The 14,507-nt window shown below is 49.7% G+C and carries 10 protein-coding genes; 3 read left to right on the top strand and 7 right to left on the bottom strand.

Annotated elements, in window-relative coordinates; translation table 11 throughout:
• Window positions 1–14: 14 nt before the first annotated feature.
• The 7 genes from AACS05_RS07440 to AACS05_RS07410 all read right to left on the bottom strand — a co-directional run bounded on the left by AACS05_RS07440 (window position 15) and on the right by AACS05_RS07410 (window position 8,932).
• Complete coding sequence (locus AACS05_RS07440) at window positions 15–2,279, bottom strand: ComEC family protein (protein WP_045441263.1); 2,265 nt, start codon at window positions 2,277–2,279, stop codon at window positions 15–17.
• A gap of 204 nt (window positions 2,280–2,483) precedes the next feature.
• Complete coding sequence (ihfB, locus tag AACS05_RS07435) at window positions 2,484–2,768, bottom strand: integration host factor subunit beta (protein WP_003035780.1); 285 nt, start codon at window positions 2,766–2,768, stop codon at window positions 2,484–2,486.
• Between the two features lie 161 nt (window positions 2,769–2,929).
• Window positions 2,930–4,603: a 30S ribosomal protein S1 gene (gene rpsA / locus AACS05_RS07430; RefSeq protein ID WP_045441262.1), complete on the bottom strand. Its 1,674-nt coding sequence runs from the start codon at window positions 4,601–4,603 to the stop codon at window positions 2,930–2,932.
• A 113-nt stretch (window positions 4,604–4,716) separates the two neighbouring features.
• A complete protein-coding gene (gene cmk, locus AACS05_RS07425; RefSeq protein WP_045441261.1) occupies window positions 4,717–5,400 on the bottom strand; it encodes a (d)CMP kinase in 684 nt (227 codons plus the stop codon).
• Between the two features lie 182 nt (window positions 5,401–5,582).
• Window positions 5,583–6,866 (bottom strand): 3-phosphoshikimate 1-carboxyvinyltransferase, encoded by a 1,284-nt coding sequence (gene aroA, locus AACS05_RS07420; protein WP_045441260.1) that lies wholly within the window; start codon window positions 6,864–6,866, stop codon window positions 5,583–5,585.
• 71 nt (window positions 6,867–6,937) lie between these two features.
• Window positions 6,938–8,026: a 3-phosphoserine/phosphohydroxythreonine transaminase gene (gene serC, locus AACS05_RS07415; RefSeq protein WP_045441259.1), complete on the bottom strand. Its 1,089-nt coding sequence runs from the start codon at window positions 8,024–8,026 to the stop codon at window positions 6,938–6,940.
• A 213-nt stretch (window positions 8,027–8,239) separates the two neighbouring features.
• Window positions 8,240–8,932, bottom strand: coding sequence for a DUF421 domain-containing protein (locus AACS05_RS07410; RefSeq protein ID WP_045441258.1), 693 nt, complete (start codon window positions 8,930–8,932; stop codon window positions 8,240–8,242).
• 136 nt (window positions 8,933–9,068) lie between these two features.
• On the opposite strand from AACS05_RS07410, the gene ycaO reads away from it, so the two are divergent.
• From ycaO to pflB, 3 genes are all read left to right on the top strand, one after another.
• Window positions 9,069–10,829: a 30S ribosomal protein S12 methylthiotransferase accessory factor YcaO gene (ycaO, locus tag AACS05_RS07405; protein ID WP_045441257.1), complete on the top strand. Its 1,761-nt coding sequence runs from the start codon at window positions 9,069–9,071 to the stop codon at window positions 10,827–10,829.
• Between the two features lie 404 nt (window positions 10,830–11,233).
• Window positions 11,234–12,091 carry a formate transporter FocA gene (gene focA / locus AACS05_RS07400; protein ID WP_003831909.1) on the top strand — a complete coding sequence of 286 codons (858 nt, stop codon included), beginning with the start codon at window positions 11,234–11,236 and terminating at the stop codon, window positions 12,089–12,091.
• 59 nt (window positions 12,092–12,150) lie between these two features.
• Window positions 12,151–14,433, top strand: coding sequence for a formate C-acetyltransferase (gene pflB / locus AACS05_RS07395; RefSeq protein ID WP_045441256.1), 2,283 nt, complete (start codon window positions 12,151–12,153; stop codon window positions 14,431–14,433).
• Window positions 14,434–14,507 lie beyond the last annotated feature (74 nt).

Genomic DNA, 14,507 nt, shown 5'->3' with positions numbered 1-14,507 from the left:
AATAGCCGCATATTCTACCCGTTATCCTCCGGCACGCCAAACCACTGATGATACCAACGGGGTAAAATCTGATCCCTTAAACTGCGTACTCGCCAACTTTTCTGATAAAAATCCAGTGTAACTTGTCCCTGATGAGGTGTATCCAGCCATTGATAACCCTGTTGCAGGTAACGCTGCTTCACCTTCCTGGATGGCAGGCGCCAGGCATTGTAGCGTGACGCTGAGGCTAAAGCGCCTTGTCCGCCAACCCGCTGAATCAGCGCTAATGATGAGGAGGTATTACTGCCATGATGCGGAACTTGAATAAAAGTAGACCGAAGATGCTGCCAGTAGTGACTTAGCATTTTTTGTTCAGCAGAAGATTCAATATCACCTGTCAGAAGGATGCTGTGATTTCCATCATCAACTTTTACCACGCAGGATTGATTATTTCCCTGCTCTTTATTTCTTCTGATTGGCCAGTGTGCGCTAAACGTTAAACCCTGCCATTGCCACCTCTGCCCGCGAAAACAAGGAAGATGCCCTTCCCAGCCCAACGGACTTCTTGTCCACAAAGATGGCCAGGTCTTTTGTAGTGAGCGTAATCCCCCCCGGTGATCCATATGCTCATGACTGAGAATAATCCCTTCCGGTTCCAGGTTGTGCCAGCGTAACCAGGGAATAATGAGCTGTTGCGCGCTGTCGCCTTCCGGCCAGGCCAGACCGGTATCATAAAGTATCGCCTTCCCATTACGGGTAATCACCATCGCCAGCCCCTGCCCGACATCCAGCATATGCACCTGCCATACGTCATTTCGCGGCGTTATCCAGAGCGGCACGCTCAGCAAAAACAGTCCAGAAATACAGACTATCGGCAGGGTACGCCAGATATTCAGCCGCCATGCGATAAGCATCAACCAGGGAGATAATGCTAGCCATTGCCAGCGTTCATCAATGTTAACCCACCCTTCTGGCAGCTTGTTGAGCGTCCAGAATAGAAGCGCCAGAGAACGGTCAGCCAAATACCATAGTCCCGATTCGAGCATCACCAGACCGGTTAAATGCACAATCATTGCGGCGAGTATCAGCGGGACGGTAACGAACGTAACCAGCGGGACGGCAAATAAATTAGCCAGAAAAGATGTCAGGCTGATGCCGTGAAAAAAAGCGATTTGCACAGGCATCAACAGAACGGTAATACCCAACTGAAGATGGATCAGCGCCAGGATTACATGTCCGACACGGGATAGCGGTCGATCCGACACTGGAACCCACTGATACCAGAATATCAGTGCCGCAACAGCAAAAGCCGATAACCACAGGCTCTGAGAAAGAATACTGACTGGATCCACCAGTACGATGGCGGCCAGGCAACATACCCAGACCGACCACCCACTCCACTGCCTACCACTTAATTGAAGCGCTCCCCACACAATCAGTGCAACCACCGTACGTAATGCAGGAGGTTGTAAACCCGTTAGCCATGCATAGAATGCCGCACTGGCTATTCCGCCAACCAGCGGTACCTGCCAGTGGAGCCATCGTGTCGGCATAAAAAATTGTCCGCCGCGTATCAACCCGCCGACCAGTAGTGCGGCAAAAGCAATGTGCAGCCCGGAAATGGCCATCAAATGCGCAGTGCCGGTATCACGCATTATGGTTTTCACCTCTTGCGAAACGGATAATCGTTCCCCCATTCCCAGGCCCAGTATGACCTGCTGCCAGGGATACGTGGCCAGAGCGGTATTGAGTGAAGAGAGGTAACGAGCACGCAAACTGCATTTTGGCATGATAACCGTGGCCTGCAGAAAACGCCCAGTCAGCACCTGATGCTGTGCTAGCGCATAACGCTGGCTATCAAATCCACCTTCATTCAACTGCCCATGTACCGCACGAACCTTGAGCGTCATATCCCATTGCTGGCCCGCACAAACATCGCCGGGTAAATACTGTCCGTACAGCACGATCCCCACTGCTGGAAATATCCGGCGTCCCCGGAGGTGCGTTATTTTCCCGTAGTGTGTCGTCTTATTGTCCGTACTGGTAATCTGGACGATGGCCTGCTGGGTCCTGGCAGGGAGCGTATTACTCGCCCAGATCGCTTCTTTCGCCGCCAGTATTCCCCAGAGAAAGAACAACAGGGTTAATCCGGTGTATTGCAGATATTTGCGAGGAATAAGACAGAGCATACATGCCAGACAAAACAGACCACTGAAATACAGCGCTCCAGGCAGCACTGGCAATAGCGTAAGTGGCAGCATGCCGCACAACGCACACAAACTCACCGTTGTTATTTTCATCAGACACCTCCCTGTTGGCGGAAGTGTGCAGTACAGCTTAACGGTTGTCTGGTGAAAATTGTCCGTTAAACGCGGTGGGTTCCGCGGTTTTTACATGGGAAATGTAACGTGCAAATTAACTGCGAGGAGGCATTCAAATATGGGTGTCAAAATGAAAAAAGCACCCATTCAGGTGCTTTTTCGCGCTTAAGTTTCTTTTAAAACTTAACCGTAAATATTGGCGCGATCGCGCAGTTCTTTACCCGGTTTAAAGTGCGGAACATATTTCCCTTCCAGATCCACTTTATCGCCAGTCTTCGGATTACGTCCGGTGCGTGGTGCGCGGTAATGCAAAGAAAAACTGCCGAAACCGCGGATTTCAATACGCTCGCCCTGCGCAAGAGTCGAGGCCATATGTTCCAGCATCTCTTTTACTGCATCTTCAACCGCTTTCGCGGGAATATGAGGTTGCTGGGTTGCAAGTCTTTCAATCAATTCTGACTTGGTCATGATTCCTCCGGTTCCTTAAAGGCAAAATTAGCTGCTGCATTGATTAAGGGCGGCCGTAGCCGCCCTTTGTCATTGATTACAGGACGAATCCTGTCATCTGTCAAGCTACTCGTCACCCTTTGTGCTGTTGATAGCACAAAGGAATGAGAGAGTACTCGATATTACTCGCCTTTAGCTGCTTTGAAAGCTTCAGCCATTGCGTTGTTGGAGAAGTTTGCATCTTCCTGTTTGTTAACAGTTGCGATTGCATCTTTCTCATCAGCTTCGTCTTTAGCACGAACAGACAGGCTGATTGCACGGTTCTTACGATCAACGCCGGTGAATTTAGCTTCAACGTCGTCGCCTACGCTCAGAACCAGAGTTGCATCTTCAACGCGGTCACGTGAAGCTTCAGAAGCGCGCAGGTAACCTTCAACGCCGTCAGCCAGTTCTACGGTTGCGCCTTTAGCGTCAACTGCAGTCACTTTACCGTTTACGATTGCGCCTTTCTTGTTCAGTGCAACCCAGTTGTTGAACGGATCTTCTGCGAGCTGTTTAACGCCCAGAGAGATACGCTCACGTTCTGCATCAACCTGCAGAACAACTGCTGCGATTTCGTCGCCTTTTTTGTATTCACGAACTGCTTCTTCGCCTGCAACGTTCCAGGAGATGTCAGACAGGTGAACCAGGCCGTCGATGCCGCCGTCCAGGCCGATGAAGATACCGAAGTCAGTGATAGACTTGATTTTACCTTCAACACGGTCGCCCTTGTTGTGGGTTTCCGCGAACTGCTGCCATGGGTTGTTTTTGCACTGCTTCAGACCCAGGGAGATACGACGACGTTCTTCGTCGATATCCAGAACCATAACTTCCACTACATCGCCAACGTTAACAACTTTGGACGGGTGGATGTTTTTGTTGGTCCAATCCATTTCGGAAACGTGAACCAGGCCTTCAACGCCTTCTTCGATTTCAACGAAGCAGCCGTAGTCGGTCAGGTTGGTCACGCGACCAGTCAGTTTGGTACCTTCCGGATAACGCTTAGCGATAGCTACCCATGGATCTTCGCCCAGCTGTTTCAGGCCCAGAGATACACGAGTACGCTCGCGGTCGAACTTCAGCACTTTAACAGTGATTTCGTCGCCAACGTTTACGATTTCGCTCGGATGCTTAACGCGTTTCCATGCCATGTCGGTGATGTGCAGCAGGCCGTCAACGCCACCCAGATCAACGAATGCACCGTAGTCAGTGAGGTTCTTAACGATACCTTTAACTTCCATGCCTTCCTGCAGGTTTTCCAGCAGCTGATCGCGTTCTGCGCTGTTTTCGGATTCGATAACGGCACGACGGGAAACAACAACGTTGTTACGCTTCTGATCCAGCTTGATTACTTTGAACTCAAGCTCTTTGCCTTCCAGGTGCAGCGTGTCGCGGACCGGACGAACGTCTACCAGGGAACCCGGCAGGAACGCGCGAATACCATTCAGCTCAACAGTGAAGCCACCCTTGACTTTGCCATTGATAACACCAGTAACGGTCGCAGCTTCTTCGTAAGCTTTTTCCAGCGTGATCCAAGCTTCATGACGCTTAGCTTTTTCACGGGACAGCAGAGTTTCACCGAAGCCGTCTTCTACTGCATCCAGAGCAACATCAACTTCGTCACCAACCTGGATTTCCAGCTCGCCCTGGGCATTTTTGAACTGCTCTGCCGGAATGGCAGACTCAGATTTCAGACCGGCATCAACCAGTACGATATCTTTGTCGATAGCAACAACAACACCACGAACGATGGAACCCGGACGGGTTTCGATTTCTTTTAAGGATTCTTCAAACAGTTGAGCAAAAGATTCAGTCATGTTTAATCTTCAGGTTTCATATTTAACGTCCACCTGGCTCCATGCCGGATGGGGTTGTTTAACATACCCGCTGTCATTCCATTGCAACGGGGGTACTGCAAATTCGGTCGCACTTAAGCGAGTGCCAGTTTTTGGCGCGCGTATTGTAACGCTTTTTCAATCACTTGCTCAATGCTTAATCGGGTTGAGTCCAAAACTAAAGCATCGGCAGCAGGAACTAATGGCGCTACAGCACGATTACGATCGCGGTCGTCGCGTTCTTCGATCTCGGCCAAAAGGCGTTCAAAGTTAACACTAAAGCCCTTCTCCTGCAACTGTAGCATACGTCGATGCGCACGTTCTTGCGAGGACGCGTCCAGAAAAATTTTCACCGGTGCGTCAGGGAACACCACTGTCCCCATATCACGTCCGTCAGCGATCAATCCCGGCGCTTCGCGAAAGGCGCGTTGGCGACGTAAAAGTGCTTCACGAACACGAGGAAACGCAGCCACCTGAGATGCAGCATTAGCCACCTCCTGGGTGCGGATTTCACCGCTAACATCTTCACCTTCCAGAATAACTTCCAGATTGCCGTCTGTTGAGATAAAGCGCACATCCAGATGCGACGCAAGCGGGACCAGCGCATCTTCAGAAGCGACATCAACATGGTGATGTAACGCCGCGAGCGCCAGTACACGATAAATCGCGCCAGAATCTAACAGATGCCACTGCAATGCTTCCGCCATTGCCTTGCACAAGGTGCCTTTACCTGCACCGCTTGGGCCATCAATGGTAATAACCGGGGCAATTGCCGTCATCTTTTTCTCCTTAAACAGGCATACCGTTAACGTGAACGCCGCGCATTATACGCGCCAACGTCAACGATCGTTATCTTTGTGTGAAAAATACAGAGTCATTGAAGCTGAGTGTAGAATAAATGGACAATCGGGGATGTCAGAAAGCGTAAGAATGTGCCGCACCCGATGGTGCGGCGATCAAATCAGACAGGCGTACTAATACGCGCCAGCTGTTCAAAGTAATCCGGGAAGGTTTTTGCGGTACATTTAGGGTCAAGAATAGTAACTGGCGTATCAGATAACGCCACCAGAGAGAAACACATCGCCATACGGTGATCGTTATAGGTCGCGATGTCCGCGAATGTTAACGATGCTGGCGGTGTAATACGGATAAAATCATGCCCCTCTTCCACTTCAGCACCAACTTTACGTAACTCTGTCGCCATTGCGAACAGACGGTCGGTCTCTTTGACACGCCAGTTGTAGATATTACGTAAGGTCGTCGTACCTTTAGCAAAAAGCGCTGCGGTGGCAATGGTCATTGCCGCATCCGGGATGTGATTCATGTCCATATCAACAGCGTTTAATTCGCCGCGCGTACAGGCTATGAAGTCGTCCCCCCAGGTAATGGTCGCGCCCATTTTTTCCAGCACATCAGCGAAACGAATATCGCCCTGCATACTATTGCGGCCAATCCCAGTGACTTTTACTGTACCGCCTTTAATCGCTCCGGCAGCGAGGAAGTAAGAGGCTGATGACGCATCCCCTTCTACCAGGTAATGACCCGGAGACTGGTACTGCTGCCCCCCCTGCACCACAAAGCGCTGGTAATTCTGGTTCTCAATTTCAACACCAAACGTTTTCATCAAATTCAGTGTGATGTCGATGTAGGGTTTTGACACCAGTTCGCCTTTAATCGCGATCGTCGTATCCTGCGGTGCCAGCGGTGCGGTCATCAATAACGCCGTCAGGAACTGGCTGGAAACACTGCCGTCAACCTCTACCTGCCCGCCAACAAAACCACCGCGCAGACGTAAAGGCGGATAGTTTTCCTGCTCAAGGTATTCAATCTCTGCTCCGCCCTGGCGTAGTGCATCTACCAGATGACCAATCGGGCGCTCTTTCATGCGCGGTTCACCCGTCAGCACGATATCATTATTTCCCAGACACAGCGCAGCAGCTAAAGGGCGCATCGCGGTTCCGGCATTGCCAAGAAACAGTTCGACAGCGCCTTCGGCATGTAATGGGCCACCATTGCCAGTAATTTCACAGCGAGTGCGATCGGCTGAAAGGGTATAGCTAATCCCTAACGCGTTCAGAGCATTGAGCATATGGCGAACATCATCGCTGTCCAGCAGGTTTGTAAGGACAGTAGTACCATTCGCTAATGCAGCCAGCAGCAAAGCGCGGTTAGAAACACTTTTGGATCCAGGCAGATTGATGGTGCCATCCACCCGCGCAATGGGTTGTAACGTCAGGGATTCCATGAAACTTAACTCTCAAAAACAGACATAAAAACCCCCACAGGCTGGCTGCGGGGATGAAAAGAAACAACAAATTAACCGCGGCGACGCTCGAAATCGATCATGAAATCGGTCAGCGCTTTCACACCTTCAAGCGGCATGGCATTGTAGATAGACGCTCGCATACCGCCGACAACCCGATGTCCTTTCAGCGCATGCAAACCCGCTGCGAACGACTCTTCCAGGAAGAGTTTATCCAGCGAGCTGTCAGCTAACTGGAACGGTACGTTCATGCGTGAGCGGTTAGACTTCGCGACATCATTGCGGTAGAAGTCACTGTTATCAATCACGCTATACAGTAGCTCTGCTTTTTGCTGGTTAATTTTATCCATAGCATTAACACCACCCTGTTCTTTCAGCCATTTAAAGACCAGACCAGAAAGATACCAGGCAAAAGTCGGTGGTGTATTGAACATGGAGTCATTGTCGTTCAGTACGGTGTAGTCAAGGATCGACGGACAGGACACGTGGGCTTTACCCAGTAAATCTTCACGAACAATAACAATCGTCAGCCCTGCCGGACCGATATTCTTCTGTGCTCCAGCATAGATAACGCCATAGCGGCTAACATCCAGCGGGCCGGAAAGAATGGTGGAGGATAGATCCGCCGTCACCACCACATTGCTGGCAAACTTCGGCGTTTCATCGATCGCAATGCCATCGATGGTTTCATTCGGACAATAGTGCAGGTACGCCGCGTTATCAGAAAGCTGCCATTCGCTCATTGGCTTGACAGCACGCAGGCCGTCAACGGTAACTTTGGCATCAATAACATTCGGCGTGCAGTACTTTTTCGCTTCTTTAATAGCACTGGCTGCCCAGTAACCGGCATCAACGTAATCTGCCGTAGTTTTATTACCCAGAATATTTAATGGGATACCGGCAAACTGCCCACGACCACCACCATGGCAGAACAACACTTTATAGTTGGAGGGGATACTGAGAAGATCGCGAAAATCCTGCTCGGCTTCCTCTGCGACCTGAATAAACTCTTTACCCCGGTGGCTAATTTCCATTACCGACGTGCCAAGACCATTCCAGTCACAAAGATCCTGTTGAGCCAGTTTAAGTACTTCTGCCGGTAGCATTGCCGGACCTGAACTAAAATTGAAGACCTGAGCCATTTCCCCTCACCACGTTGTGTTGTTATCCGATCAACATCCTGTCGTTACGATAATTCCTGTGACAGACATTGGGTATAAGTTATTCCTGTGGATATCGGTTTTATCATTCAGTGACACGCGCCGCAATGGGTAAAAATGACCAGGGTAAAAATGAGCGATGCATCACACAACAGAATCTATCGGATTGACGGAAAAAAACCGAGATTTTCGCTGTCAGGTGACGCGTTTTGCCCGGCTGGCCTTCGACCATTCTGGATTTGCACAGCGCGGACATAATTGATGATCGCCCGCACTCATTTGGATCACTTCACTACAACGTACGCAGGCATAGTCTCCCGCTTCAGGTACAACCTTAAATCGTTGTGTGCAGTGTTTGGGAAGAATGCTTAGTCCGGGTTTGATCTGTTTATCCTCGAAAAAATAGACGCTAATCTGCCCGTTCGTTTCAAGAATCGCCAGCCTGACCTGCCCAAGTTGCTCGACACCATTGAGACGTAGCTCCATAAAGAATTCGAATTCCGTCATATTGGCGTTGTGAAGCTTTGACCATGCCAGTTCGCCATCCTCAACGATGACCACTGGCTTGCCTTCCAGCAAATCCTCCAGCTTTTCGCTATGTGCCATTAACCACATCACTAAACGATAAAGCAGCGCCAGGGTCATAAAAACCACCAGTACCGGAAGCATAGGGACATCGTCATAGAACGCCACATCACCCGCAGCTGAACCCAGCGTCAAAATAATCAGCACTTCAAAAAGTGACATCTGACGAACGCCACGCCGTCCTGTGAGCTTTAAGAAAAGGAAAACTAATATAAAGGTATAGAGGCTACGCAGAGCAACCTCGCCAAGAAAATCCATTGGCACCTTATCAAGAGCCATACGCTGCAAATCAAATGCTTTCATTCTTACGCTCTAAACGTTGTGGACTGTGTGAAAGCATAGCCAATACTTTTATTTACGCCGCAGTGGTAGCTGCGATAGCGCCATTCATTTAAAACCCGTATCATTGCGCGCTTTCCGTACGACAAAAGTGATTTTCATGACGCAAACATTTATCCCCGGCAAAGATGCCGCTCTGGAAGATTCCATCGCCCGCTTCCAGCAAAAATTGCTCGACCTCGGTTTCCATATTGAAGAAGCTTCATGGTTAAACCCCGTTCCTAACGTCTGGTCTGTACATATCCGCGATAAAGAGTGCGCACTGTGCTTCACCAACGGTAAGGGCGCGACGAAAAAAGCAGCGCTGGCTTCCGCGCTGGGTGAATATTTTGAGCGTCTGTCCACTAACTACTTCTTTGCTGATTTCTGGTTGGGTGAAACCATCGCTAACAGTCCGTTCGTGCATTATCCGAACGAAAAATGGTTCCCGTTGACCGAAGACGACAACGTTCCGGAAGGTCTGCTGGATCCGCGTCTGCGCGCATTCTACGATCCAGAAAATGAACTGACCGGAAGCATGCTTATCGATCTGCAGTCAGGCAATGAAGAACGCGGTGTCTGCGGCCTGCCGTTTACCCGCCAGTCTGATAACCAGACCGTCTATATTCCGATGAACATTATCGGCAACCTGTACGTATCTAACGGGATGTCCGCCGGTAACACGCCTAATGAAGCGCGCGTTCAGGGTTTGTCTGAGGTCTTTGAACGTTATGTGAAGAATCGTATTATCGCGGAAAGCATCAGCCTGCCGGAAATTCCTGCCGACGTGCTGGCGCGCTATCCGGCGGTTGTCGAGTCCATCGCCAAACTGGAAGCGGAAGGTTTCCCGATTTTCGCGTATGACGGCTCTCTGGGCGGCAAATACCCAGTAATCTGCGTGGTTTTGTTTAACCCTGCCAATGGCACCTGCTTTGCTTCATTCGGCGCACATCCTGATTTTGGCGTGGCACTGGAACGTACAGTCACCGAACTGTTACAAGGCCGTGGTCTGAAAGATCTCGATGTGTTCACTCCGCCGACCTTCGACGACGAAGAAGTCGCTGAACACACCAACCTCGAAACTCATTTCATCGATTCCAGCGGCTTGATCTCCTGGGATCTGTTCAAACAGGATGCTGATTATCCGTTCGTCGACTGGAATTTCTCCGGAACCACGGAACAGGAGTTCGCCACCCTGATGGCTATCTTCAACACTGAAGATAAAGAAGTGTATATCGCCGACTACGAACACCTGGGCGTGTACGCTTGCCGCATTATCGTTCCCGGTATGTCTGACATCTATCCGGCTGAAGATTTGTGGTTAGCGAACAACGGTATGGGCGCGCATTTGCGTGAGACAATCCTTTCTCTGCCGGGCAGTGAATGGGATAAAGAAGACTATCTCAATCTGCTCGAACAACTGGATGAAGAAGGTTTTGACGACTTTACTCGCGTGCGTGAACTGCTGGGCCTGGCGACTGGTCCGGACAACGGTTGGTCTACCCTGCGCATTGGCGAGTTAAAAGTCATGCTGGCTCTGGCTGGTGGCGACCTGGAGCAGGCATTGATTTGGACGGAATGGACGATGGAATTTAACGCCTCTGTCTTTAGCGCCGAACGTGCAAACTATTACCGTTGTCTGCAAACGCTGTTGCTGCTGTCGCAAGAAGAAGATCGGCAACCGCTGCAATATCTGAATGCCTTTGTTCGCATGTACGGTGCTGATGCCGTTGAAGCGGCAAGTGCGGCATTGAGCGGAGAAGCGCCTTTCTATGGCCTCCAGCCCGTTGACAACGATCTGCAAGCGTTCCCGGCACATCAGTCTTTGCTGAAAGCCTACGAAAAATTGCAGCGTGCTAAAGCAGCACACTGGTCAAAATAGTGGCAAACAGCCTACTCTGAGTAGGCTTCAACAATTGACTACGCTATATTACGGGGCGCTTTTAGTGCCCCATTTTTTTATTTTTGCGTAATCAAAAATAAATGTAAAAGCAAGGTTAAATATTAGTAGTTGATATTAAAAAAATTAACTTAGTAATGTTACCTTTTATTGCAATTACTCCATTTTAATTAACTGCTCAACAGGGGGCAAAAGGAAAAAATTCAACTCACTTTATAATTTTTAAAATTTATTTTTACTTGGATAATCAAAAAGTTACACCGTAATTGCATAAAAACCATGCGTCTTACGGGCCTATAAGCCAGGCGAGATATGATCTATATCAAATTCTCATCTATAATGCTTTGTTAGTATCTCGTCGCCGACTTAATAAAGAGAGAGTTAGTGTGAAAGCTGACAACCCTTTTGATCTTATTCTACCTGCTGCAATGGCCAAAGTTGCCGAAGAAGCAGGCGTCTATAAAGCAACGAAACATCCGCTTAAGACGTTCTATCTGGCAATTACTGCCGGTGTATTCATTTCAATTGCCTTTGTTTTCTATATCACCGCCACCACCGGCACCGGAACAATGCCTTTCGGTATGGCAAAATTGGTGGGTGGTATCTGCTTTTCCCTGGGGTTGATCCTGTGTGTTGTCTGCGGTGCAGACCTCTTCACCTCAACGGTACTGATTGTCGTCGCTAAGGCGAGTGGTCGTATTACCTGGGGCCAACTGGCAAAGAACTGGCTTAACGTATATGTCGGCAACCTGATTGGCGCCCTCATCTTCGTGTTACTGATGTGGCTTTCTGGCGAGTACATGACCGCCAATGGCGCATGGGGGCTTAACGTTCTACAAACAGCCGATCACAAAGTGCACCATACTTTTGTTGAGGCTGTTAGCCTTGGCATTCTGGCTAACCTGATGGTATGTCTGGCCGTATGGATGAGCTACTCAGGTCGCAGCCTGATGGACAAAGCGTTTATCATGGTATTACCGGTCGCAATGTTTGTTGCCAGCGGTTTTGAGCACAGTATCGCAAACATGTTTATGATCCCTATGGGTATCGTAATACGCGATTTCGCCACCCCGGAATTCTGGACCGCAGTCGGTTCCTCTCCGGAGAATTTTTCTCACCTGACCGTGATGAATTTCATCACCGATAACCTGATTCCGGTTACGATCGGTAACATTATCGGCGGCGGTTTGTTGGTCGGGTTGACATACTGGGTCATTTACCTGCGTGGTAACGATCATCATTAATTTGTTGATGTTCATTACACGCAGTAAATAAAAAATCCACTTAAGAAGGTAGGTGTTACATGTCCGAGCTTAATGAAAAGTTAGCCACAGCCTGGGAAGGTTTTACCAAAGGTGATTGGCAGAATGAAGTAAACGTCCGTGACTTCATTCAGAAAAACTACACTCCGTACGAGGGTGACGAGTCCTTCCTGGCTGGCGCGACTGAAGCGACCACCGCACTGTGGGACAGCGTGATGGAAGGCGTTAAACAGGAAAACCGCACTCACGCGCCTGTTGACTTTGACACCTCCGTTGCTTCTACCATCACTTCTCACGACGCTGGTTACATCAACAAAGCGCTCGAGAAAATTGTTGGTCTGCAGACTGAAGCTCCGCTGAAACGTGCAATTATCCCGTTTGGCGGCATCAAAATGGTTGAAGGTTCCTGCAAAGCGTACAATCGCGAACTGGACCCGATGCTGAAAAAAATCTTCACCGAATACCGCAAAACCCACAACCAGGGTGTATTCGATGTTTATACCAAAGACATTCTGAACTGCCGTAAATCCGGTGTTCTGACTGGTCTGCCAGATGCGTATGGCCGTGGTCGTATCATCGGTGACTACCGTCGCGTTGCGCTGTACGGTATCGACTACCTGATGAAAGACAAATACGCTCAGTTCGTTTCTCTGCAATCCGATCTGGAAAATGGCGTAAACCTGGAAGCGACTATCCGTCTGCGTGAAGAAATCGCTGAACAGCACCGCGCGCTGGGTCAGATCAAAGAAATGGCTGCTAAATATGGCTGCGATATCTCTGGTCCGGCTACCAACGCTCAGGAAGCTATCCAGTGGACCTACTTCGGCTACCTGGCCGCTGTTAAGTCTCAGAACGGTGCAGCAATGTCCTTCGGTCGTGTATCCACCTTCCTGGATGCTTACATCGAACGCGATATCAAAGCAGGCAAAATCACCGAGCAAGACGCTCAGGAAATGATTGACCACCTGGTCATGAAACTGCGTATGGTTCGCTTCCTGCGTACCCCTGAATATGATGAACTGTTCTCCGGTGACCCGATTTGGGCAACTGAATCTATCGGTGGTATGGGCGTTGACGGCCGTACTCTGGTTACCAAAAACAGCTTCCGCTTCCTGAACACCCTGTACACCATGGGTCCTTCTCCGGAGCCGAACATCACCGTTCTGTGGTCTGAAAAACTGCCTCTGAACTTCAAGAAATTCGCCGCTAAAGTGTCCATCGATACCTCTTCTCTGCAGTACGAGAACGATGACCTGATGCGTCCGGACTTCAACAACGACGATTACGCTATCGCTTGCTGCGTAAGCCCAATGGTTGTTGGTAAACAAATGCAGTTCTTCGGTGCGCGTGCAAACCTGGCGAAAACCATGCTGTACGCAATCAACGGCGGCGTTGATGAAAAACTGAAAATGCAGGTTGGTCCTAAGTCTGAGCCGATCAAAGGCGACGTCCTGAACTTCGACGAAGTTATGGAGCGCATGGATCACTTCATGGACTGGCTGGCAAAACAGTACGTCACCGCACTGAACGTTATCCACTACATGCACGATAAGTACAGCTACGAAGCCTCTCTGATGGCGCTGCACGACCGTGATGTTATCCGCACCATGGCGTGTGGTATCGCTGGTCTGTCCGTTGCTGCAGACTCCCTGTCTGCAATCAAATATGCGAAAGTTAAACCGATTCGTGACGAAGACGGCCTGGCTGTTGACTTCGAAATCGAAGGCGAATACCCGCAGTTTGGTAACAACGACTCTCGCGTTGATGACATGGCGGTTGACCTGGTAGAACGTTTCATGAAGAAAATTCAGAAACTGACTACCTACCGTAACGCTATCCCGACTCAGTCTGTTCTGACCATCACTTCTAACGTTGTGTATGGTAAGAAAACAGGTAACACCCCAGATGGTCGTCGTGCTGGCGCGCCGTTCGGACCTGGTGCTAACCCAATGCACGGTCGTGACCAGAAAGGTGCTGTTGCCTCTCTGACCTCTGTTGCAAAACTGCCGTTTGCTTACGCTAAAGATGGTATCTCTTACACCTTCTCTATCGTTCCGAACGCTCTGGGTAAAGACGACGAAGTTCGTAAGACCAACCTGGCTGGTCTGATGGATGGTTACTTCCACCATGAAGCGTCCATCGAAGGTGGTCAGCACCTGAACGTGAACGTCATGAACCGCGAAATGCTGCTGGATGCGATGGAACATCCGGAAAAATATCCGCAGCTGACCATCCGTGTTTCTGGCTACGCAGTACGTTTTAACTCCCTGACTAAAGAACAGCAGCAGGACGTTATCACTCGTACCTTCACTCAGACCATGTAATTCCCAGTCTGACTGAAAAAGCGTACAATAAAGGCTCCACGTAAGTGGGGCCTTTTTAACAACTAAGTCTCTTT

Source organism: Citrobacter sp. S-77 (assembly GCF_963864895.1).
Lineage (GTDB): Bacteria > Pseudomonadota > Gammaproteobacteria > Enterobacterales > Enterobacteriaceae > Citrobacter > Citrobacter murliniae.
The sequence above is the reverse complement of the archived record's forward strand: the minus strand, read 5'-3'. Positions and strand labels throughout refer to the sequence as shown.

Coding starts and splice junctions, on each gene's coding strand:
- AACS05_RS07440 (WP_045441263.1), bottom strand. CDS start 2,279: ATGAAAATAACAACGGTGAGTTTGTGTGCGTTGTGCGGCATGCTGCCA.
- ihfB (WP_003035780.1), bottom strand. CDS start 2,768: ATGACCAAGTCAGAATTGATTGAAAGACTTGCAACCCAGCAACCTCAT.
- rpsA (WP_045441262.1), bottom strand. CDS start 4,603: ATGACTGAATCTTTTGCTCAACTGTTTGAAGAATCCTTAAAAGAAATC.
- cmk (WP_045441261.1), bottom strand. CDS start 5,400: ATGACGGCAATTGCCCCGGTTATTACCATTGATGGCCCAAGCGGTGCA.
- aroA (WP_045441260.1), bottom strand. CDS start 6,866: ATGGAATCCCTGACGTTACAACCCATTGCGCGGGTGGATGGCACCATC.
- serC (WP_045441259.1), bottom strand. CDS start 8,026: ATGGCTCAGGTCTTCAATTTTAGTTCAGGTCCGGCAATGCTACCGGCA.
- AACS05_RS07410 (WP_045441258.1), bottom strand. CDS start 8,932: ATGAAAGCATTTGATTTGCAGCGTATGGCTCTTGATAAGGTGCCAATG.
- ycaO (WP_045441257.1), top strand. CDS start 9,069: ATGACGCAAACATTTATCCCCGGCAAAGATGCCGCTCTGGAAGATTCC.
- pflB (WP_045441256.1), top strand. CDS start 12,151: ATGTCCGAGCTTAATGAAAAGTTAGCCACAGCCTGGGAAGGTTTTACC.